The following is a 20,466-nucleotide window of genomic DNA, read 5'->3' as shown; positions in this document are numbered from 1 at the left end:
GTCCGACAGCGAGAGCACCGCACATCCGCGAACGGTCGAAAAGTGCCGGTTTCCGGCCGGAATTCGCCGTTCGCGGCGAAAACGACACCCCGAGCGGGTTACTCGCCGGGCGCGATTCCCGGCAAATCGGTCCGCAGCTGCGACGCCGTCGACACCACCAGCATCAGCAACGTCCCGAGCGCCGCGGCGTCCAGGCCCGCCGCCGGGAACGCGTACCGCAGGGTCACGTCCACGCCGTTGTCCGAGTGCCCGACGCCCAGCGTCCCGAACAGTCCCTGCCCCGCCCGCTCGGCGACGGCGATCGACAGCTCCGGCCCGTCCGTGAGGTCCCAGCCGACCACGCAGGTCAGCGAGAGAACCGTGAGGCCTTCGCCGAGCCGGGTCGCCTGGATCACGCACGGAACGTCGCCGTGGGAGAACGTCAGCGCGCCGTCGTCGTCGACGTGCACCTCGAGGTAGCGCTCGAGCGATTCCTTCGCCTGCGTAAGCAGTTCCGCGGTCTCGGCCGCTTCGGTCGCGCTCATGACGACGCCTGGTCGACAGCGCCGCCGAAGCGGCGATCCCGCTTCGCGAACTCCAGGCACGCGCGCCACAAGTGCGTCCGGTCGAAGTCCGGGAACAACGTGTCCTGGTAGACCATTTCCGCGTAAGCCGACTGCCACAGCAGGAAGTTCGACGTCCGTTGCTCCCCCGACGGCCGCAGGAACAGGTCCACGTCCGGCATGTCCGGCTGGTACAGGTACTTGCCGATGGTCTTCTCGTTGACCTTGTCGGGGTTCAGCTTGCCGTCGGCGACGTCACGCGCGATCCGCTGCATCGCGTCGCCCAGCTCGGCCCGGCCGCCGTAGTTGACGCACATCGTCATGTTCAGCGCCGTGTTGTGCTTGGTCTTCTCTTCGGCCGCCTGCAGCTCCTTGATCACCGACGCCCACAGCTTCGGCCGCCGCCCGGCCCACCGGATGCGCACCCCGATCGAACCGAGGTAGTCGACCTGACGGCGGATCGTGTCGCGGTTGAAGCCCATCAGGAACCGCACCTCTTCAGGACTGCGCTTCCAGTTCTCCGTCGAGAACGCGTACACCGAGAGCCACTTGACGCCGATCTCGACGGCACCGGCGGCGACGTCGATCATCACCGCCTCACCGCGCTTGTGACCTTCGATCCGCGGCAGGCCGCGCTGGTTGGCCCACCGGCCGTTGCCGTCCATGACCAGCGCGACGTGCTTCGGCACCAGCTCACGCGGGATCTCCGGTGGCTTCGCGCCGGACGGGTGCGGATCCGGGGGCCGCAGCTCGTACCGCGACGCCTTGTTCTCGCGTCCCCTGCGCAGCACTGCGAGCCTCCCTGGATGGGTTAAACCGATCAGGGCCGACCCTACTGCCCTCGCACCCCTTGTCCTTCGGGGGTCCGGGTGGCGGAGCCCCCGGCCCGGGGCGAAGCCCCGGATGTCAGCACGGTCTCCCGGGCACGTCGCTCGACCAGGGGAAGGGACCGGAGCTGACGCTCCAGATGCCACTGCAGATGGGCCGCGACCAGGCCGCTCGCGTCGCGGCGGGTGCCCTGCAGCGTCGACTCGGCCAGCGGCCATTCGCCGTGCAGGAGGGCGGTGAGCAGGTCGAGGACCTCGGGCGCGGGGTGCACGCAGCCGGGCACGCGGCAGTCCTGGCACATCGAGCCGCCGGCGGCGACGCTGAACGCGACGTGCGGGCCCGGCAGGCCGCAGCGGGCGCATTCGGTGAGCGCGGGCGCCCAGCCGGCGTAGGACATCGCGCGGAGGAAGAACGCGTCGAGCACGAGGGACGCGTCCCGCTCCCCGGCGGCGAGGGACCGCAGGGCGCCGCAGACGAGGAGGTAGAGCTTGAGCACCGGCTCGCCCTCTTCGGCCGAGAGCCGGTCCGCGGTTTCGGCGATCGCGCTGGCCGCGGTGTAGCGCTGGTAGTCGGCGACCAGCGGCAGGTGGAACGCGTCGACGGTCTCGACCTGGGTGATCACGTCGAGGGTGCGCCCGGTGTAGAACTGCACGTCGACGTGACCGAACGGCTCCAGCCGGGCCCCGAACCGCGAAGACGTCCGCCGCACGCCCTTCGCGACGGCGCGGACCTTGCCGTGCCGTCGCGTGAGCAGGGTGACGATCCGGTCGGCCTCACCCAGCTTGTGCGTGCGCAACACCACCCCGGTGTCGCGGTAGAGGTTCACCACCCCGACATCGTCCCACTCTCGGGTGATGCCGGGGTGGAGCGCCCCGCCGAACCGCCGGGATCAGCAGTAGTAGCCGTAGCAGGTGCTGACGGCCACGGCCGAGGCGATGATCGCGATGATCGCCACGACGCAGCCGATGCTGCCCAGGATGGTGGAGATCAGGCAGAGCGTCTTGGTGGTGCGCGACGCCTGCTCCGCCATCATGTAGTTGCCCTGCATCTTGTACGTGCCGACCTCGTTCGACTTCATGATCGCGAAGATGCCGAGGATCAGGCCGCCCAGGAAGAGCGAGGCGATCGCCCAGCCCTTGTAGTCCTTGATGGCGTTGATGTCGCCGCCACCGCCGGGCATGCCGTAGCCGGGGGTGCCGAAGCCGCCGGACGGGGGCTGGCCGTACGGCGCGGGCTGGCCGTAGGCGGGCATCCCGCCCGACGGCGGGCCGTAACCGGGCTGCTGCTGCGGGAAACCGCCGGACTGCGGCTGCTGACCGTAAGGCGGCTGCTGCTGGCCGTAGGGATTGGTCATGAACGTCTACCCCAATTACTCGTGAACGTCCGCCGGGTCACCCCGGCGGTCCTGCGGAAAAAACGTGCCTCAGTGGTGCGGCGGCTGGTCGTTCGGCGGCTGGCCGTACTGACCGGGTTGGATCTTCCGGGTTTCTCCGGAGTCGCCCTGGCCTTCCGGACGCAGCATCTGCGTCCGCTCGGCCTCTTCGTCGAACGCGGACCCACTGCCGGCGGAGTCCGGGCGGAGCATCTGCGTGCGCTCGACCTCGTCGAAGGCGGAACCGCCCGGCGGCGGGGCGAGCGGCCGGCCCGGCTGCTGCCCGAAGCCGCCCGGCTGCGGCGGCTGGCCGAACCCACCGGACGACGGGTCCTGCGGGAACCCACCGGACGACGGCTGCTGCGGGAAGCCACCCGGCGCGGGCTGGCCGAAACCGCCGGACTGGGGCTGCTGCGGGAAACCAGCGGACGGCGGCTGGCCGAACTGGCCCGGCTGGCCGGGCTGCTGGCCCGCCGGCGGGTAGCCGCCGGCGAAGGGCTGCTGCGCGCCGGGCTGCTGCCCGAACGGCGTCTGGCCGGGTGCCGCGTCGGCCTGCACCACGACCGTGCCGACGATCTTGTCCGCGAACGTCTGGCTCTTGTCGTCCCAGAGCGGCCACAGGAACCCGATGTAGCAGGCCGCGCCGTCGACGACGTGGCAGAGGTCGCGCAGGAACGCCGACCCGGCGCCGATCGGCTGCCCGGTCTGCTCGCCGATCAGCTTGATGCCGGCGATCCGCTTGCCCAGCGACTGACCGGTGTTGCCCTGCTGGATCCACCGGTTGTAGACGGCCCAGCCGATGCCGGCGAGCGCACCGATGCCGTACAAGGTCCCGCCGAGCCCGTAGGCGCCGGAGACGAAGAGGATGACCGCGATGAGGTAAATGACGAGCACCGGCGCCTGGTCGATCAGCAGTGCGACCGCGCGCTGGCCCCAGTTCGCGTAGTTCTGGGGTGCGCCGAAGGGAGTTCCCGGCTGGCCGAACGGTGCCGGCTGCCCGTACGGGGCGGGCTGCCCGTACGGCGGCGGCGCCTGACCGGGCTGCGGTTGTCCGAACGGTTGCTGGCCACCGGGCTGCTGCCCGAACGGCTGCTGACCGTAGGGATCGGTCATCTGTGTCTCCCCCTCGCTGGTCACTCCACCGCACGCTCCGTGCGGAACCGCGCCGAATGTACGGCATTGGTCCGCGGGAGCGTACTCGGTTCACCTGCGGCAGCGCTGCCCAGGCGTCCACTGTCCGGGTGAACCCGGCGAGCGTCCGACGCGCTGCGTGGCGAAGTGGTTCCCGTCCGTCGAAATCAGACGCGCAGGCCGGTGAACGGGGCGAACGGGAGGTTGCGAATGACGAACCAGACGGCGAACACGACGCCGACGGTCAGCGGGGTCCAGCGCCAGTGCAGCCAGCTGTTCACCCAACGGCCGCGCAGCCGCCCGGCCGTCCAGGCGGCCGTGCTCCAGACGAAGAGAAGGATGAACACGAGGGACACGGCGTTGTAGTGCAAGGCCGCGGGAAGGTCGCCGTGCATCAGGCTGTAGGCCATCCGCATGCCGCCGCAGCCCGGGCAGTCGATGCCGAACAACGCCTTGGTCGGGCAGACGGGGAGCCAGCCGCCGGGAGTCGTGGGGTCGCCGATCAGGACGGCCGCGCAGCACACGCCGAGCCCGCCCACGACGGCCATCGGGGCGCCGAGCGCCCGCAGCGTGGCCTTCGCCCCGCGGGCCGGGTATCCCGTGTAGACGGTCGTCATGGCACCAGCGACCAGAAGGAGGCGCCGACGACGGCGAACATGACCAGGATGAACACGAGGTAGAGCGCGAGCAGGATGCCGCACGAGATCGCCGACCACATCGCCCACTTGCGGGCTTCGTCGGCGGCCCGGTGCGCTTCGGCGTGGAACCCCTGGAACCACAGGGAGTTGACCTGGCTCGCCTTCACGATGGAGACGATACCCAACGGCATGCAGCACATCACCGTCGACAGGATCGCCCAGACCATGTTGTTCTCCGGCGGCGGCCCGTAGTTCGGCAGCCAGCCGGGCGGCGGCGGGTACTGCGGGTAGGGCTGGGTCACCGGGATCGCCTCCTGCTGCCGTCGTCGTCAGTTCGACGCGGCGTCGTCGGTGAGCGTTCCGAAGAGCAGCACGATCGTCACGATCGCGGCGACCCACAGGACGGCACCGGCGACGGCGGCGACCACGGCCCACCGCCGGGCGTCGCGAGCCGACGCGAGCGCCGCGTCCTGGTCACCTTGGGCCCAGAGCTTTTCGACCTTGGCGGCCTGGTAGATCGAGAGGACGCCGAACGGGAGGCAGCACAGGACGGCGCTGACGATGCCCCAGACCAGGTTGGTCGCGGGCGGGGGTCCGGGGTTGTAGTCCGCGGGCGGCCGCGGCGGCTCGGCCACGTCAGAACCCGAGCCGGCGCAGCTGACGGGGGTCGCGCTGCCACTCCTTGGCCACCTTGATGTGCAGGTCGAGGTAGACCTTGGAGCCGAGCAGCGCCTCGATGTTCTTGCGCGCGGTGGCGCCGACCTCGCGCAGCCGCTCGCCCTTGTGCCCGAGGATGATGCCCTTCTGGCTGGGCCGCTCCACGAACAGGAAGGCGTGCACGTCGATGAGGTCGTCGCGGCCTTCGCGCGGCAGCATCTCTTCGACGGTGACGGCGATCGAGTGCGGCAGCTCGTCGCGGACGCCTTCCAGCGCCGCCTCGCGGATCAGCTCGGCCACCAGCGTCTGCTCGGGTTCGTCCGTGAGCTCGCCGCCCGGGTAGAGCTGCGGGCCTTCGGGGAGCTTGCCGACGAGCAGGTCGGCGAGCGCGCCGACCTGGAAGCCGTCCACGGCGGACACCGGGATCAATTCGGCGAACTCCATCACCTCCTGCAGCGCGAGCAGCTGCTCGGCGACCTGCTGGGGCTGGACGAGGTCGGTCTTCGTGACGATGCCGATGACGGGGGTGCGCTTGGCGATCTTCTGCAGCTCGCCGGCGATGAACTTGTCGCCGGGGCCGATCTTCTCGTTCGCCGGCACGCAGAACCCGACGACGTCCACTTCGGACCACGTCGTGTGCACGATGTCGTTGAGCCGCTCGCCGAGCAGGGTGCGGGGGCGGTGCAGGCCGGGGGTGTCGATGAGGACGAGCTGGGCGTCCTCACGGGACACGATGCCGCGGATCGCGTGGCGCGTGGTCTGCGGCTTGCTGGAGGTGATCGCGACCTTGGTGCCGACGAGGGCGTTGGTCAGCGTCGACTTGCCCGCGTTGGGACGGCCGACGAAGCAGGCGAAGCCGGAACGGTGCTCGGTCATCGCTCCAGCACCTCGAGAACCGAGCCGTCCGGGGCGGCGAGGATGATCGGCGCGTACTTCGCGATGTCGCGCACGGCCTGCACGGACGCGCCCTTGAGCAGTCCTTCTTCGCTGACGACGGCGGCCGCTTCGATGCCTTCGGCACCGCTGGACAGCGCCGCGGCGACCGCGGCCTGGAGCGCGGTGAGCTTGAACGACGGCTGGTCGACCGTGCCCGCCGCGTAGGTGCGGCCGTCGGTGTCGCGGACCGCGGCGCCTTCGGGAGCCTGGATGCGGGCGCGCGAGGACCGGGCGAGGGTGACCAGCTTCTGGTCCTCCGCCTCGAGGTCAGGCATGTTCGACGCTCCTGTCGCGTTCGTCGGGGTGGGGCAGGCGCGTACGGCGCCGGGTGGTGCGGTCGGCCGGGTCGGTCATCGCGTCGGCGTCGGCCGGGTGGACCACCACGGAGGTGATCCGCATGCGGCCGCGCCGGTCCTTGCCGCCTTCGGCGAACAGCCGGAGGCCGGCGACCTCGGCTTCGGCCCCCGGCAGCGGGACCCTACCCAGTCGTTCCGCGAGCAGCCCGCCCACGGTCTCCACGTCGTGGTCTTCGAGGTCGATGCCGAAGAGCTCGCCCAGGTCGTCGACGCTCATCCGGGACGACACGCGGACGGCGCCGTCGGCGAGCTCCTCGACCTCGGGGCGCTCGTCGGCGTCGGACTCGTCCGTGATCTCGCCGACGATCTCTTCCAGCACGTCCTCGATGGTGAGCAGGCCGGCGGTGCCGCCGTACTCGTCGACGGCGATCGCCATGTGGTGGTGCGAGCGCTGCATCTCCTTGAGGAGCTCGTCGAGGCGCTTCGAGTCGGGGACGAAGGAGGCTTCGTTCATCAGGGTGTCGACGACCGTGCTCGACCCGTCCGGGTCCATGTACGCCGACATCAGGTCCTTGATGTTGACGACGCCGACGATGTCGTCGACCGACTCGTCGATCACCGGGAGCCGGGTGAAGCCGGTGCGCAGCGCCAGGGCGAGGGCCTGGCGGACGGTCTTGGTGCGCTCGATCCAGACGATCTCGGTGCGCGGGACCATGACCTCGCGGGCGATGGTGTCGCCCAGCTCGAACACCGAGTGGATCATCTCGCGCTCGGAGTCCTCGACGACGCCGCGTTCCTGGGCGAGGTCGACGAGCTCGCGCAGCTCGACCTCGGAGGTGAACGGGCCTTCGCGAAAGCCCTGGCCGGGGGTGATGGCGTTACCGATGAGGATGAGCAGCCGGGACAGCGGGCCGAGGATCGAGCCGAGGACGCGGACGGGCCCGGCGACGTAGCGGCCGATGCGGTACGGGTGCTGGCGGCCGAGGGTGCGCGGGCCGACGCCGATGAGGACGTAGCTCACGACGATCATGACGACCGCCGTGACCAGCACGGCGACGCCCAGGGGCCGGAGCCGGGTGCCGACGAAGACGGTGACCAGCACGGTGGCCGTCAGCTCGCAGCCGAGGCGCAGCAGGAGCAGCAGGTTGATGTGCCGGCGCCGTTCGACGACGACCGCCGCGAGGTGGCGGGCGCCGGGCAGGCCCATCCGGGCGAGCCCTTCGGCCCGGGCTTGCGACACGGTGCTGATGGCGGCGTCGGCCGCCGCGAACACGCCCGCGAGGAGCACGAGCGCGATCGCGAACAGGAGCTGGACCATGGCCGGCGCTAGGGCGTTTCCCCGGCGGGTGGTTCGGCGGCCGGGGCGGTGGCCGCGTCGAGCCCGGCGATGCCGAGGACGCGGTCGTCGGTGTTGCGCTGGGCGTCACGCTTCTGCAGGGCGGCGACGGCGTCCTGGTACTCGCCGAGGATCCGCTTCTGGAGGGCGAACATCTCGCGCTCTTCGGCGGGTTCGGCGTGGTCGTAGCCGAGGAGGTGCAGGCAGCCGTGCACGGTGAGCAGGTGCAGCTCGTCGATCAGGGCATGCCCCGCCGTCTTGGCCTGGTCCTTGGCGAACGCCGGGCAGAGCACGATGTCCCCGAGCAGCGCCGGTGACGCGTCGGGCGCGTCGGGACGGCGGGAGGAGTCGAGCTCGTCCATCGGGAACGCCATGACGTCGGTGGGCCCTGGCAGGTCCATCCAGCGTTCGTGCAGGTCTTCCATGACGTCGAGGGTGACGAGCAGGATGGACAGCTCGGCGAGCGGGCTGACCTCCATCTTGTCGAGGGCGTAGCGGGCCGCCGAGACGATGGACGTCTCGTCGACGTCGACGCCGGACTCGTTGGCGATTTCGATGCTCAACGCCGGTTGCCCTTCCAGCCGTTGCCTTGCTGCTGGTCCTGGGCGTCCTGCACGGCCTGCCACTTCTCGTAGGCGTCGACGATGTCGCCGACGAGCTTGTGCCGGACGACGTCCTGGCTGGTCAGTTCGGAGAAGTGGAGCCCTTCGACGCCGCCGAGGATGTCGCGCACGACGCGGAGGCCGCTGCGCTGGCCGTTCGGCAGGTCGACCTGGGTGACGTCACCGGTGACGACGATCTTGGAGCCCTGGCCGAGCCGGGTGAGGAACATCTTCATCTGCTCGGGCGTGGTGTTCTGGGCCTCGTCGAGGATGATGAAGGCGTCGTTCAAGGTGCGGCCGCGCATGTAGGCGAGCGGCGCGATCTCGATGGTGCCGGCCTGCATGAGCCGCGGGATCGACTCGGGTTCGACCATGTCGTGCAGCGCGTCGTAGAGCGGCCGCAGGTAGGGGTCGATCTTCTCGTTGAGGGTGCCGGGCAGGTAGCCGAGGCGCTCGCCGGCTTCGACGGCGGGGCGGGTCAGCACGATGCGGGTGACCTGCTTGGCCTGCAGCGCCTGGACGGCCTTCGCCATGGCGAGGTAGGTCTTGCCGGTGCCGGCGGGGCCGATGCCGAAGACGACGGTGTGCTTGTCGATCGCGTCGACGTAGCGCTTCTGGTTGAGCGTCTTGGGCCGGATGGTCTTGCCGCGGCGGGAGACGATGTTGAGGCTGAGGACCTCGGCGGGCGACGCGTCCCCGGTGGAGAGCATGCCGATGGTGCGGCGGACCGTGTCGGGGCCGACCTGCTGCCCGCCGGTGGCGAGGGTGACGAGGTCGGCGAAGACGCGCTCGGCGAAGGCCACGTCGGCGGGGGTGCCGGTGAGGGTGACCTCGTTGCCGCGGACGTGCACGTCGGCGGCGAGAAGCTCCTCGGCGACACGCAGGTTCTCGTCACGGGAGCCGAGCAGGCTGAGCGCGGCGGCGTCGGGAATGGGGAACCGGGACTGCGCTGCCTGGACGGCGGCATCCTCGGTCTTGGCGACGTCCCCGGGGACGTCGGGTCGGGCGGCACCACCCGGTACGGTTCCGGCCACGTGGCCTCAGGCCTGCTTTCTCGGTGAGGGAGAACGGACCCCACCGATGCTACTGGCACCCACCGACAGAACGCAGACGGGTTTGCCCTAGTCCTGCTCAGGAGCCCCGAAGAGCCCCAGAGGCTCCCCACCCAGAACATGGGCATGAACATGAAAAACAGTCTGCCCGGCATCACCATCGGTGTTGAACACAACCCGATACCCCGACTCGAGAACCCCCTCGAGCTCCGCAACCCGCCGAGCAGCGAGCGCAACAGCGGCCAGCAGCCCCGGATCCCCAGCAGCAAGCTCCCCCAGGTTCCGATACCGAACCTTGGGCACAACAAGCACATGAACCTTGGCTTGAGGCCGAATATCCCGGAAGGCAAAGGTCAGATCATCCTGATAGACAACATCAGCAGGGATCTCACCAGCAATGATCCGTTCAAAGAGAGTCTCATCCTCACTCATGAGGAGAGACCCTACCGACGAAGGAAGACGCGCCACCCAACCGGCACCGAGCGAGGGCGCGGGGGTCCGGGGCATGCCCCGGCGGGGGTCTGGGGGTCCGACCCCCAGAAGACACAACGAACGCGAAGCGGCCCAACGACCGAAGCGAAGCGAGGGAGGGGGCCGCGGAGCGGTAGACCCTGGGGGTCGATCTACCGCCACCGCGGCGGCCGCCGGACCGAGGGGGGAGGTGCCCGGCGGGGTCTGTGCTTTCCCAGTGGCGCGCCGAACCCGGAAACGGTGTGTGGCGCGTTAGTAAACGAGAGTAACGGGTCGGAGTGTGATCGCGCCATAACTGGGCGCAAAATCGGGGGTCTTTTTTCCGGTGATCTTTTCACCGCCACCGGCTGGTGAGGGCGCCCAGCGCACCGAGGGCGACGGCCGCGGCGGTGGACGTGCGCAGGACGGTCGTGCCGAGGCGGACGGCTCGTGCGCCGGCTTCGCGCAGGGTGCGGAGTTCGCCGTCGGTGATGCCGCCTTCGGGGCCGACGACGAGGAGGAGGTCGCCGGTGTCCGGCAGTGCGAGGTCGGTGAGGCGGTCGGAGACGTCGGACTCGAGGACGACGACCAGGGACATCGTGGCGGCCAGCCCGGCCAGTTCGCCGGTGGTGACGGGCTCGGTGACGTCGGGGACGTGGGCGCGGCGGGCTTGCTTGGCGGCGGCGCGGGCGGTGGCGCGCCAGCGGGCGAGGGCTTTGTCGCCGCGGCCGCCGTCGTCCCACTTGGCGACGCTGCGGGCGGCTCGCCAGGGGACGATCGCGTCGACGCCGGCTTCGGTGGCGAGCTCGACGGCGAGCTCGCCGCGGTCGCCCTTGGCGAGGGCTTGGGCGAGCACGACGCGCAGTGCGGGTGGTTCCTCGGTCCAGCTCTCCTCGACCGCGAGGGTGAGGACGGCGTCACGCCCGGGCTGGACGGCTTCGACGACGCAGCGGGCCATGGTGCCCGCGCCGTTCGAAAGGATCAGCCGCTCCCCCGTGCGGAGACGGCGGACCGTGGCCGCGTGCCGGGCTTCCTCGCCGTCGAGCACCGCGCGCCCGGAGGCGGGGACGGCGTCGGCGAGGAAGACCGGCAGGGTGGTGTCGGGCACGGTCAGCGGTGGTTCTTGGCGCGCAGCTTGGAGAAGAGGCCGCCGTGCTTGCTGCCGTTGGATGCCAGCGTCGGGACTTCCTCGCCGCGCTGCCGGGCGAGTTCGACGAGGAGCTCGCGCTGGGCTTCGTCGAGCTTCGTCGGGACCACGACGTCGATGTGGACGTGGAGGTCGCCGCGGCCGTCGACGCGGCCGGAGGACCGCAGCCGGGGCATGCCCTTGCCGGTGAGGACGAGCTCGGCGGTGGGCTGGGTGCCGGGTTCGACGTCGAGCTCGTAGTCGCCGTCGATCAGCGTGGAGATGGGCACCGTGGCGCCGAGGGCGGCGGTGGTCATCGGGATGCGGAAGTTGCAGTGCAGGTCGTGGCCCTGGCGGACGAAGACCTCGTGCGGGGTCTCGTCGATCTCGACGTAGAGGTCGCCGGCCGGGCCGCCGCCGGGGCCGACCTCGCCCTGGCCGGACAGGCGGATGCGCATGCCGTCGCCGACGCCCGGCGGGATCTTGGCGGTGACGTTGCGGCGGGCGCGGATGCGGCCGTCGCCGCCGCACTGGCGGCAGGGGTCGGGGATGACCTCGCCGAAGCCGCGGCAGACCGGGCACGGGCGGGCCGTGACGACCTGGCCGAGGAAGGACCGCTGGACGGACTGGACCTCGCCGGCGCCGCCGCAGGTGTCACACGTCTTGACGCCGGTGCCTTCGGTGGTGCCGGCGCCGCGGCAGAGGTCGCAGACGATCGCGGTGTCGACGGCGATCTCCTTGTCGACCCCGGTGGCGCAGTCCTCGAGGGACAGGCCGAGCCGGATCAGCGCGTCGGAGCCGGGCTGGACGCGGCTGCGGGGTCCGCGCCCGCGCCCGCCGCCGCCACCGGCCGCGCCGAAGAAGGCGTCCATGATGTCGCCGAGGCCGCCGAAGCCCGCGAACGGGTCGCCGCCGCCCCCGCCGCGCGCGCCGCCGTCCATCGGGTCGCCGCCGAGGTCGACGATCTTGCGCTTCTGCGGGTCGGACAGCACCTCGTAGGCCGTCGTCACCTCGCCGAACTTGTGCTGCGCGTCTTCCGACGGGTTGACGTCGGGGTGCAGCTCCCTGGCCAGCTTCCGGTACGCGCGCTTGATGTCCTGATCGCTCGCGTTCTTGGCCACCCCGAGGATGCCGTAGTAGTCCCTCGCCACCGTCTCTGCTTCTCCTTCTGCTCTGCCCGGCTCAGCGGCCGGCCAGGATCTGCCCCACGTAGTTGGCGACCGCGCGCACCGCGGCGATCGTGCCGGGGTAGTCCATCCGGGTCGGGCCGACCACCCCCATGCCGCCGAGCACCATGTCCTGGCCGTAACCGATCGAGACGACCGAGGTGCTGCGCATCTGCTCGTCTTCATTTTCCTCACCGATGCGCACCGTGATCGCACCGGGGTTGCGCGCGGCGGCCAGGAGCTTGAGCACGACCACCTGCTCCTCGAGGGCTTCGAGGACCTGGCGCAGCGAACCCGGGAAGTCGGCGACGTTGCGCGTGAGGTTCGCGGTGCCGCCGAGGACCAGGCGTTCTTCGGGGTGTTCGGCCAGCGACTCGACCAGGACCGTGGTGACGCGGATGAGCGCGTCCCGCAGCTCGCCGGGTGCCTTGTCGGGCAGCTCGGCGACGCGCGCGGCGGCCTCGTTGAGCCGCCGTCCGGACATGGCCGTGTTGAGCACGGACCGCAGCCGCGCCACGTCTTCTTCGGTGACGACGTCGCCGAGGTCGACGGTGCGCTGGTCGACGCGGCCGTTGTCGGCGATCAGCACCAGCATCAGCCGCGCCGGGGTGAGTGGCACCACTTCGAGGTGGCGCACCTTGGCGTTGGTCAGCATCGGGTACTGGACGACGGCGACCTGCCGGGTCAGCTGCGCGAGCAGCCGGACCGAGCGGCGGAGGACGTCGTCGAGGTCGGTGCCGCTGTCGAGGAAGGTCGTGATCGCCCGGCGCTCCGGAGCGCTCAGCGGCTTGATCTCGGACAGCCGGTCGACGAAGAGGCGGTAGCCCTTGTCGGTCGGCACGCGGCCGGCGCTGGTGTGGGGCTGGGTGATGTAGCCCTCTTCTTCGAGGGTGGCCATGTCGTTGCGCACGGTGGCGCTCGACACGCCCAGGTTGTGCCGCTCGACGATCGCCTTGGAGCCGACGGGCTCCTGGTTGGACACGTAGTCGGCCACGATCGCCCGCAGCACGTCGAAGCGGCGCTCGTCCGCGTTGGCCACCGTTCCTCACCTACCTCGCTCGCTGCTCACCATGAGTTTACGGAAGCCTGAGCGGGTCGTGCTCAACCCCGCCCGTCCCGGCCGGGTAAAGAACGGACAAATGAATTCCCATGCATTCTTGTCGCACCGGATTTCCGGCTTGAAGAGGGAACCGAAAAGCGGTTTGCTGCCTCTGATCCGCATGCCGCTCCCCGACTACGAGGTCGCCGTGAACCGAAATGAACCCGCTTCGGCCGGAATGCCCGATATCGCCCGGCGCGCGGCCGAGGCGAAAGCCCGGCTCGAGCGCGTCTCGGCGACCGCGTCGAGTGCCGACGGGTCCGTCACGGTCACCGTCAACACCAGCGGTGCGCTGCAGGAACTCACCTTCGGCCCGCGGGCCGACGAGCTGCCGCGGGCCCGGCTCGCCCAGGCCGTTCTCGCCGCCGCCAAACGCGCGCAGGTCGACGCCGCCCAGCAGCTGACCGCGATCATGGCGCCGGTGATCGGCACCGACAGCGACGCGATGCATTTCCTCCGGGAACAGATCCCGGCGCCCGAAGTACCGGAAGAAGAAGCGGCCGCTCCGCCGCACTGGGAATTCACCGAAGCCCGGCCGGAAACCCCGCCGCCGCCCGTGCGCCCGGCCCGGCCGCGCCCGGCCGACGACGACGACTTCGGCGGCCCGATCCTGCGCCGGGGGCTGTGATGGCGGGCAAGGCGATGAAGGTCGACTTCGACGTCCTCGGCGGCCACGAGGACGAGATCCGGCAGATCGCCGACCGGGTGCAGCAGGCGGTCGAGGCCGCCGGCACCGCCGGCGCGCTCGACTTCGACGCGTTCGGCCTGGTCGGGCAGGTGTTCGCGCTGCCGATCCAAGTGTGGGTGGAGACCGCGAACGGCTTCCTGAGCGACGCCGTCGAGGCCGGCCACGAGGTCGCGGACCGGGTGAAGACCGCGCACACGGCGTTCCGCGACCACGAAGACAAGACGAAGTGCCTGATCGAGGGCATCGGCAAGGAGCTCCCGGCATGACCGAGAACGCACTGGTCGCGACGGCCGAATCGCCGGGCGGCTTCTGGAGCGGCATGGGCGACGGCTCGAAGGGCGAGCTGGACAACGTCAACGCCCAGACCGGCGGCGCGGGCATCTTCAGCGACGCCGCGTCCACGCTCACCGACGCGCGCAACGGCGACTGGGGCAACCTCGCCATGGACGTCGGCACCGACGCCCTCGACCTGCTCGGCGCGGCGATGGACCCGCTCGGGACGCTCGCCAGTGCCGGGGTCGGCTGGCTGATCGAGCACATCAGCTTCCTCAAGGACGGCCTCGACAAGCTCGCCGGCAAGCCCGAGGCCGTCACCGCCAAGGCCGTGACCTGGACGAACATCGCCAAGTCGCTCACCGAGACGGCCGAGAGCTACGAGCAGCAGGCCAAGAAGGTCCAGCAGTCCTTCAGCGACTGCGGCTCCGCCGAGGCCTACCAGCGGACGGCCGAAAGCTACGTCAACGTGCTGCGCGGCGCCGCGTCGCACGCCGGGGACGCGTCGACCGCCATGAACGTCGGCGCGGCGCTGGTCGGCACCGAGCGCGGGCTGATCCGCGACATGATCTCGTCGTTCGTGGGCGAGCTGATCGTCAAGGCGCTGGCCGCGCTGGCCGCGTCCTGGTGCACCTTCGGCGGCACGATCGCGGCGTTCATCGCCGACACGGTCGTCGAGGGCGGCGTGCTCGCCGAGAAGATCAGCACGCGCATCACGAAGATCGTCGAGAAGCTGGAGAGCCTGGCGAAGGGCGCGGGCAAGTCGAAGGCGGCCCTCGAAGGCGCGGCGAACGCGCTGAAGAAGGTGGGCAAGGGCGTCGACAAGCTCGTGGACAAGTCGGTCGACACGGCCGCTGGCATCGAGCGGAAGGCCAACGAGCTGAAGCAGGCGGGCAAGGAGGCGAAGTCCGCCGAGGAGACGGCCGACGGCTGGAAGGACGCCGCGCGCGAGAAGGTCCCCGGCGGCGACAAGCTGGAAGGCCCGGGCAAGAAGTACTCCGAAGACGGCCGCAGCGTGCTCAAGCCGGGTGCGTGGCAGGAGTCCGGCGGTTATCCGGGGTGGAAGCCCGCGGACACCGTCGGCGTCGTGACCGAGGGCCGCCGCCAGGAGAACGAGCAGCAGGACCGCTACCACGAGACGCAAGAGGCCTACGAGAAGGAACACCCCGAAGGCGAGGCCGAGTGACCGAGCAGGCCGAGGTGGAGCTGGCCAACCGCAATGGCCGGCTCCACCCGTCGCAGCGCCGGAAGCTGCTCGACTTCAATTTCTGGGCTGCGGTGGTCCTGGTGCTCGCCGGTTTGTGGACCGCGGCGCTCGCGATCACCGACGGAGTCGCGGCGGCCCTCGTCCCGATCCTCGCGGCGACGGCCTGGTTCGCGTTCGTGTGCGGGCGACGGCTGTCCGAGGTCGGAAGCGGGCGGCTGGTCGTGATCACCGGCTGGACCCACGACTTCGGCAAGGTCCACGGGAAGCGGCCCGAGCGCGGCCAGTACCCGATCTACCTCTACACCATCATGGAACGGATCTGGTTCACCTACCTCGTGGTCCAGGACCGCAGCTTCCGCCTCGACGACCGCGCGCTCCGCGAGCGGATCCAGCCGGAGCGGACCAATGCCGTCTACCTGACTCCGCGCACGAAAACGCTGATCAACGTCCTGCCCGCTTAGACCGCCTTGGTCAGGGCGTCGAACTCGGCGTCGGTCAGTTCGATGTCGGCGGCGGCGACGTTGTCCTCGAGGTGCGCGACCGACGAGGTCCCCGGGATCGGCAGCACGACGGGCGACCGCTTGAGCAGCCACGCGAGCGCGAGCTGCGACGGCGACGCGTCGTGCTCCTTGGCGAGCGCGGTCAGCGGGCTGTCCGCCCCGGCCAGGGCGCCGGTGGCGAGCGGGAACCACGGGATGAAGGCGATGCCGTGCTCGGTGGCGTGGTCGAGGAGCGGTTCGGCGTCACGGTTGGCGAGGTTGAACAGGTTCTGCACCGACACGATCTCGGCGGTCTTCTGCGCTTCCTTCAGCTCGTCCACGCTGATCTCGGACAGGCCGATGTGCCGGATCTTGCCCTCGTCCTGAAGGCTCTTCAGCTCGCCGACCTGCTCGACGAGCGGCACCTTCGGGTCGATCCGGTGCAGCTGGAGCAGGTCGATCCGGTCGACGCCGAGGTGCCGCAGGCTCAGCTCGACCTGCTGCCGCAGGTACTCGGGCCGCCCGACCGGGATCCACTGGTTCGGCCCCTGCCGGGTAAAACCGGCCTTGGTGGCGATGACCACGTCGTCGGCGTAGGGGTGCAGGGCCTTCTTGATCAGCAGGTCCGCGACGAACGGGCCGTAGGCGTCGGCGGTGTCGATCAGGGTCACGCCCAGCTCGACGGCGCGCCGCAGCACGCGCACGGCCTCGTCCGGGTCCTTGGGGTCGCCCCAGACCCCCGGGCCGGTCAGTTGCATGGCGCCGTACCCGAGGCGGGTGACCGGGAGGTCGCCGCCGATGGTGAAGGTGCCGGAGTTCTTCGCGCTCATTCGTCTGCCTAACGTCGACGGTGGGTCCCCTTGGTGCCAACCCGGCGGACCCACCGGCGATTCCCGGCTCAGGAGTTGCGCGGGAAGCCCAGGTTCACCCCGGCGTGCGAGCGGTCCGGCCACCGCGACGTCACGACCTTCGTCCGGGTGAAGAAGTGGAACCCCTCCGGCCCGTAGGCGTGGCTGTCGCCGAACAGCGAGTCCTTCCAGCCGCCGAACGAGTAGTACCCCACCGGGACCGGGATCGGGACGTTCACGCCGACCATGCCGACCTCGACCTCGTTCTGGAACCGCCGCGCCGACGAGCCGTCGCCGGTGAAGATCGCGACGCCGTTGCCGTACGGGTTCGCGTTGATCAGGTCCAGCGCGTCGTCGTAGGACGCCGTGCGCGCCACCGACAGGACCGGGCCGAAGATCTCGTCCGCGTAGATCGACATCTCCGGGCGGACGTGGTCGAACAGCGTCGGGCCGAGCCAGAAGCCGTCCGCCGAACCGGGGACCTCGATCCCGCGGCCGTCCACCACCAGCGACGCGCCCTCGGTCACCCCGGCGTCCACATAGGACTCGACCCGCGCGTGGTGGGCCGCCGTCACCAGCGGGCCCATCTCGGATTCGGGGTCACGGCCGTCGCCGACGCGCAGCACGGACATCCGCTCGGTGATCTTGCGCACCAGCTCGTCGCCGATCGGGTCGACCGCGACGACCACCGACACCGCCATGCAGCGCTCCCCCGCCGAGCCGAACCCGGCCGACACCGCGGCGTCGGCGGCCAGGTCGAGGTCCGCGTCCGGCAGCACGACCATGTGGTTCTTCGCCCCGCCGAGGGCCTGGACGCGCTTGCCGTGCCGGGTGCCGGTTTCGTAGACGTAGCGCGCGATCGGCGTCGACCCGACGAACGAGATCGCCTTGACGTCGTCGTGTTCGAGGAGCCCGTCGACCGCCGCCTTGTCGCCGTGCAGGACGTTCAGCGCGCCCGCGGGCAGACCCGCTTCGGCGAACAGCTCGGCGATGAACACCGCGGCGGACGGGTCCTTCTCACTCGGCTTGAGCACGACGGTGTTGCCGCAGGCCAGCGCGTTCGGAACGAACCAGAGCGGCACCATCGCCGGGAAGTTGAACGGCGAGATCACGCCGACCACGCCGAGCGGCTGCGCGATCGAGTAGACGTCGACGCCGGTGGACGCGTTCTCGCTGAACCCGCCCTTGAGCAGCTGCGCCGCGCCGCACGCGTACTCGACGTTCTCGATCGCGCGGGCGACCTCGCCCGCCGCGTCGGATTCGACCTTGCCGTGCTCGCTCGTGACGATCTTCGCCAGCTCGTGCTTGCGCGCCGACAGCAGCTCGCGGAAGGCGAACATGACCCGCGTCCGGCCGGCCAGGGACGTCCCGCGCCAGCCGGGCAGCGCCGCCTTGGCCGCGGCGACGGCGGCTTCGACCTCGGCGTCACCGGCGAAGTCGACGCGCGCCCGCACCTGCCCGGTCGCGGGGTCGAACACCTCGCCCGAGCGCTCGGCGGTCCCGGTGAACGGCTTGCCGTCGATCCAGTGGCTGATGCGTTCGGTCACGGCGGGCACTCCTCGGCTCGGGGACGTCTCCTGCGAGTCTCCGGGCGCGCGCCACGCCACCGCCATCGACAACGTGTACGTCAGTTGGCTCCCGGCCGTACAGTCTGTCCCTGCCGATCAGACCGCGCGGACCGCGAGGAGCCATGTACCCGACCGTCGCCGAGGTGCTCGCGCTGCCGGTGCTGCGCCAGGGCCGTCCGCACGTCGTCGCCGGCGTGGCCGGGCTCGGCGCCCTGGTGCGCTGGGCGCACGTCGCCGAGGTCGCCGACATCGCGCACCTGCTGCGCGGCGGCGAGCTGGTGCTGACGACCGGCGTCGCGCTGCCCGACGACGGCCCGTCGCTGGCCCGCTACGTCGCCGACCTGGCCGGGGTCGGGGCGGCCGGCCTGGTGATCGAGCTGGTCCGGCACTGGAGCGACAAGTTGCCCGCCGCCCTGGTCGAAGCGGCCGAGAAGCACGGGCTGCCGCTCGTGACGCTCTCGCGCGAAACCCGGTACGTCAGCGTCACCGAGGCGGTGAACGGCCAGATCGTCGACGCCCAGGTCGCCGAGCTGCGCGCCGCCGAGCGCGTGCACGAGACGTTCACCGCGCTGACGGTCGCGGGCGCCGAACCCGGCGTCGTCCTGGGCGAGGTCGCCCGGCTGACCGAGCAGCCGGTGGTGCTGGAGACGCTCTCGCACGAGGTCCTCGCCTACGACGCGGCCGGCACCGACCCGGCCGAACTGCTCACCGGCTGGCCGGCCCGGTCGCGCGTCGTCCAGGTCGGCGAGCGGACCGGCTACCACCCCGGCTCGGGCTGGCTGGTGACCGTCGTCGGCGCGCGCGGGCACGACTGGGGGCGCCTCGTGGTCGTCTGCGCCGACCCACCGCCGCACCGGCACCGGGTGGTCGCCGAGCGGGCCGCGTCCGCGCTGGCCGTGCACCGGCTGGTCGCCAAGGATTCCGACGGCCTGGAGCGGCAGGCCCACCGGGCCGTGCTGCACGAGCTGCTCGCGTCGCCCGCCCCGACGGCGGAGCTGCTGGCGCGGGCGTCGGCGCTGGCCGTGCCGCTGACCGGGCGGCAGCTGGTCGGGCTGGCGGTCCGGCCCCGGCTGATCGGCAGCCGTCCGGCTCTGTCCACGCCGCCGGTGCTGCGCGAACTGGCCGAGGCGACGGTGCTCGCGGCGCGCCGCGCGAAGGTGTCGGCGCTGGTGGCGACGGACGACCTCGGCGTGCGCGCGCTGATCGCGCTGTCGCCGGAGGCGAACGCGGACACGGTGCTGCACCGGCTCGCCACCGACGTCCACGAGGCCCGGGGCAGCGCGCCGGGCGTGCTCGCGGTCGGCACGACGGTCTCGTCGCCGGCCGAGGCGGGCCGGACGCTGCTGGAGGCCGGCCAGGTGGCGGCGGCCGCCCTGGGGGCGGGCGCCGAGCGCGTGCTGCACCGGCTGTCGGACGTCCGCCTGCGCGGCCTGCTGCACCTGCTTTCGGGCGACGAGCGCGTGACGGCGTTCGCGGTCCGGGAGCTCGGGCCGCTGCTCCAGCGCGACGCGGCGTCCGGCAGCCGGCTGGTGCAGGCTCTGCGGCACTACTGCGAGCAGGGCGGCAACAAGTCGGCGGCCGCGGCGGCGGCACACACCTCGCGAACGGCGTACTACCAGCAGCTCGCCCGGATCGAGCAGGTCCTCGGCGTCCGCCTGGAGGACCCGGAGTCGATGCTTTCGCTCTACGTGGCCTTGCTGGCGCTGGACCTCACTCGGTCGAGCGAAGAAGACTCACCCGGACGTGGAGCACAGTGATCGACCTCGGGCTGCCGATGGAACCGATATGGCCCTACTCCCCTTCGCAGCCTGCTTGATGAGCTTGAGCTGCCTCGCCCCGGCGCAGCCCCCGGCGTCGACGTTGCAGCTGACCAGCCACGACACCGCCAACCGGATCGGCTCGGTGGTCCTGACGTGCGACCCGGCGGGCGGCACGCACCCCAAGCGCGAAAAGGCGTGCGCGGTGCTTTCGGGCGTGGACGGCGACTTCTCGCGGATCCAGGCGCGGCACCAGGCGTGCACGCTGATCTACGCCCCGGTGGACGTGACGGTGGTCGGGACCTGGCGCGGAAAGCCGGTGTCGTTCCGGACGTCGTACCCGAACCGCTGTGCGGCGGACCGCGACTCGGACGACGTCTTCGCGTTCTGACGCTGGGCGCGCGGAAGCCGCCGG

General features: G+C 71.1%; 25 protein-coding genes. 6 read left to right on the top strand and 19 right to left on the bottom strand.

The window, feature by feature from the left end:
* Positions 1–98 precede the first annotated feature (98 nt).
* The 17 genes from AA23TX_RS27750 to hrcA form a co-directional block, all read right to left on the bottom strand.
* Positions 99–524, bottom strand: coding sequence for a YbjN domain-containing protein (locus AA23TX_RS27750; protein WP_155545755.1), 426 nt, complete (start codon positions 522–524; stop codon positions 99–101).
* Positions 521–1,333, bottom strand: a complete 813-nt coding sequence (locus AA23TX_RS27745; protein ID WP_155545754.1) for an isoprenyl transferase — start codon at positions 1,331–1,333, stop codon at positions 521–523. Before AA23TX_RS27745 ends, AA23TX_RS27750 begins: the two co-directional genes overlap by 4 nt.
* Positions 1,334–1,374: 41 nt before the next feature.
* Entirely contained in the window at positions 1,375–2,199 is an 825-nt protein-coding gene (gene recO / locus AA23TX_RS27740; RefSeq protein ID WP_155545753.1) for a DNA repair protein RecO, read from the bottom strand.
* A gap of 60 nt (positions 2,200–2,259) precedes the next feature.
* Positions 2,260–2,724 carry a CD225/dispanin family protein gene (locus AA23TX_RS27735; protein ID WP_155545752.1) on the bottom strand — a complete coding sequence of 155 codons (465 nt, stop codon included), beginning with the start codon at positions 2,722–2,724 and terminating at the stop codon, positions 2,260–2,262.
* A 69-nt stretch (positions 2,725–2,793) separates the two neighbouring features.
* A complete protein-coding gene (locus AA23TX_RS27730; protein WP_155545751.1) occupies positions 2,794–3,855 on the bottom strand; it encodes an RDD family protein in 1,062 nt (353 codons plus the stop codon).
* A 185-nt stretch (positions 3,856–4,040) separates the two neighbouring features.
* The gene (locus AA23TX_RS27725; RefSeq protein WP_155545750.1) at positions 4,041–4,490 is read right to left on the bottom strand and encodes a DUF2752 domain-containing protein; all 450 of its coding nucleotides are present in this window, start codon (positions 4,488–4,490) and stop codon (positions 4,041–4,043) included.
* Positions 4,487–4,813, bottom strand: a complete 327-nt coding sequence (locus AA23TX_RS27720) for a CD225/dispanin family protein (protein WP_155545749.1) — start codon at positions 4,811–4,813, stop codon at positions 4,487–4,489. Before AA23TX_RS27720 ends, AA23TX_RS27725 begins: the two co-directional genes overlap by 4 nt.
* Positions 4,814–4,840: 27 nt before the next feature.
* Positions 4,841–5,146, bottom strand: coding sequence for a CD225/dispanin family protein (locus tag AA23TX_RS27715; RefSeq protein WP_155545748.1), 306 nt, complete (start codon positions 5,144–5,146; stop codon positions 4,841–4,843).
* 1 nt (position 5,147) lies between these two features.
* A complete protein-coding gene (gene era / locus AA23TX_RS27710; protein ID WP_155545747.1) occupies positions 5,148–6,044 on the bottom strand; it encodes a GTPase Era in 897 nt (298 codons plus the stop codon).
* Positions 6,041–6,379: a cytidine deaminase-like protein gene (locus AA23TX_RS27705; RefSeq protein WP_155545746.1), complete on the bottom strand. Its 339-nt coding sequence runs from the start codon at positions 6,377–6,379 to the stop codon at positions 6,041–6,043. The genes era and AA23TX_RS27705 overlap by 4 nt, the downstream gene beginning before the upstream one ends.
* Positions 6,372–7,718, bottom strand: coding sequence for a hemolysin family protein (locus AA23TX_RS27700; protein ID WP_155545745.1), 1,347 nt, complete (start codon positions 7,716–7,718; stop codon positions 6,372–6,374). Before AA23TX_RS27700 ends, AA23TX_RS27705 begins: the two co-directional genes overlap by 8 nt.
* Before the next feature lie 8 nt (positions 7,719–7,726).
* On the bottom strand, positions 7,727–8,299 hold the full coding sequence (ybeY, locus tag AA23TX_RS27695) for an rRNA maturation RNase YbeY (protein WP_155545744.1): 573 nt from the start codon (positions 8,297–8,299) through the stop codon (positions 7,727–7,729).
* Positions 8,296–9,372: a PhoH family protein gene (locus tag AA23TX_RS27690; RefSeq protein ID WP_155545743.1), complete on the bottom strand. Its 1,077-nt coding sequence runs from the start codon at positions 9,370–9,372 to the stop codon at positions 8,296–8,298. The genes ybeY and AA23TX_RS27690 overlap by 4 nt, the downstream gene beginning before the upstream one ends.
* 87 nt (positions 9,373–9,459) lie before the next feature.
* Complete coding sequence (locus AA23TX_RS27685) at positions 9,460–9,822, bottom strand: histidine triad nucleotide-binding protein (protein ID WP_155545742.1); 363 nt, start codon at positions 9,820–9,822, stop codon at positions 9,460–9,462.
* A gap of 373 nt (positions 9,823–10,195) precedes the next feature.
* Positions 10,196–10,948, bottom strand: a complete 753-nt coding sequence (locus tag AA23TX_RS27680) for a 16S rRNA (uracil(1498)-N(3))-methyltransferase (RefSeq protein WP_155545741.1) — start codon at positions 10,946–10,948, stop codon at positions 10,196–10,198.
* A gap of 2 nt (positions 10,949–10,950) precedes the next feature.
* Positions 10,951–12,117: a molecular chaperone DnaJ gene (gene dnaJ / locus AA23TX_RS27675; RefSeq protein WP_155545740.1), complete on the bottom strand. Its 1,167-nt coding sequence runs from the start codon at positions 12,115–12,117 to the stop codon at positions 10,951–10,953.
* 31 nt (positions 12,118–12,148) lie between these two features.
* The gene (gene hrcA / locus AA23TX_RS27670) at positions 12,149–13,171 is read right to left on the bottom strand and encodes a heat-inducible transcriptional repressor HrcA (protein WP_155545739.1); all 1,023 of its coding nucleotides are present in this window, start codon (positions 13,169–13,171) and stop codon (positions 12,149–12,151) included.
* 58 nt (positions 13,172–13,229) lie between these two features.
* Here hrcA and AA23TX_RS27665 point away from each other — a divergent pair, with 58 nt between their 5' ends.
* The 4 genes from AA23TX_RS27665 to AA23TX_RS27650 are packed head-to-tail and all read left to right on the top strand — an operon-like array spanning position 13,230 to position 15,860.
* On the top strand, positions 13,230–13,859 hold the full coding sequence (locus AA23TX_RS27665) for a YbaB/EbfC family nucleoid-associated protein (protein WP_230862727.1): 630 nt from the start codon (positions 13,230–13,232) through the stop codon (positions 13,857–13,859).
* Positions 13,859–14,185, top strand: coding sequence for a type VII secretion target (locus tag AA23TX_RS27660; protein ID WP_155545738.1), 327 nt, complete (start codon positions 13,859–13,861; stop codon positions 14,183–14,185). Before AA23TX_RS27665 ends, AA23TX_RS27660 begins: the two co-directional genes overlap by 1 nt.
* On the top strand, positions 14,182–15,378 hold the full coding sequence (locus tag AA23TX_RS27655) for a hypothetical protein (protein ID WP_155545737.1): 1,197 nt from the start codon (positions 14,182–14,184) through the stop codon (positions 15,376–15,378). The genes AA23TX_RS27660 and AA23TX_RS27655 overlap by 4 nt, the downstream gene beginning before the upstream one ends.
* Positions 15,375–15,860 (top strand): hypothetical protein, encoded by a 486-nt coding sequence (locus tag AA23TX_RS27650; protein WP_155545736.1) that lies wholly within the window; start codon positions 15,375–15,377, stop codon positions 15,858–15,860. The genes AA23TX_RS27655 and AA23TX_RS27650 overlap by 4 nt, the downstream gene beginning before the upstream one ends.
* Here the strand turns inward: AA23TX_RS27650 and AA23TX_RS27645 are convergent.
* Positions 15,857–16,708 carry an aldo/keto reductase gene (locus tag AA23TX_RS27645; protein ID WP_155545735.1) on the bottom strand — a complete coding sequence of 284 codons (852 nt, stop codon included), beginning with the start codon at positions 16,706–16,708 and terminating at the stop codon, positions 15,857–15,859. The two genes, AA23TX_RS27650 and AA23TX_RS27645, sit on opposite strands and share 4 nt — an antisense overlap.
* A gap of 68 nt (positions 16,709–16,776) precedes the next feature.
* Positions 16,777–18,273 (bottom strand): CoA-acylating methylmalonate-semialdehyde dehydrogenase, encoded by a 1,497-nt coding sequence (locus tag AA23TX_RS27640; protein WP_196425553.1) that lies wholly within the window; start codon positions 18,271–18,273, stop codon positions 16,777–16,779.
* 143 nt (positions 18,274–18,416) lie between these two features.
* On the opposite strand from AA23TX_RS27640, the gene AA23TX_RS27635 reads away from it, so the two are divergent.
* Together AA23TX_RS27635 and AA23TX_RS27630 are read left to right on the top strand one after the other, a co-directional pair.
* A complete protein-coding gene (locus AA23TX_RS27635; protein WP_155545734.1) occupies positions 18,417–20,051 on the top strand; it encodes a PucR family transcriptional regulator in 1,635 nt (544 codons plus the stop codon).
* A gap of 58 nt (positions 20,052–20,109) precedes the next feature.
* Complete coding sequence (locus AA23TX_RS27630; protein WP_196425552.1) at positions 20,110–20,442, top strand: SSI family serine proteinase inhibitor; 333 nt, start codon at positions 20,110–20,112, stop codon at positions 20,440–20,442.
* Positions 20,443–20,466 lie beyond the last annotated feature (24 nt).

It is taken from the genome of Amycolatopsis camponoti (assembly GCF_902497555.1).
Lineage (GTDB): Bacteria > Actinomycetota > Actinomycetes > Mycobacteriales > Pseudonocardiaceae > Amycolatopsis > Amycolatopsis camponoti.
This window is presented reverse-complemented; position numbering and strand designations above follow the sequence as displayed.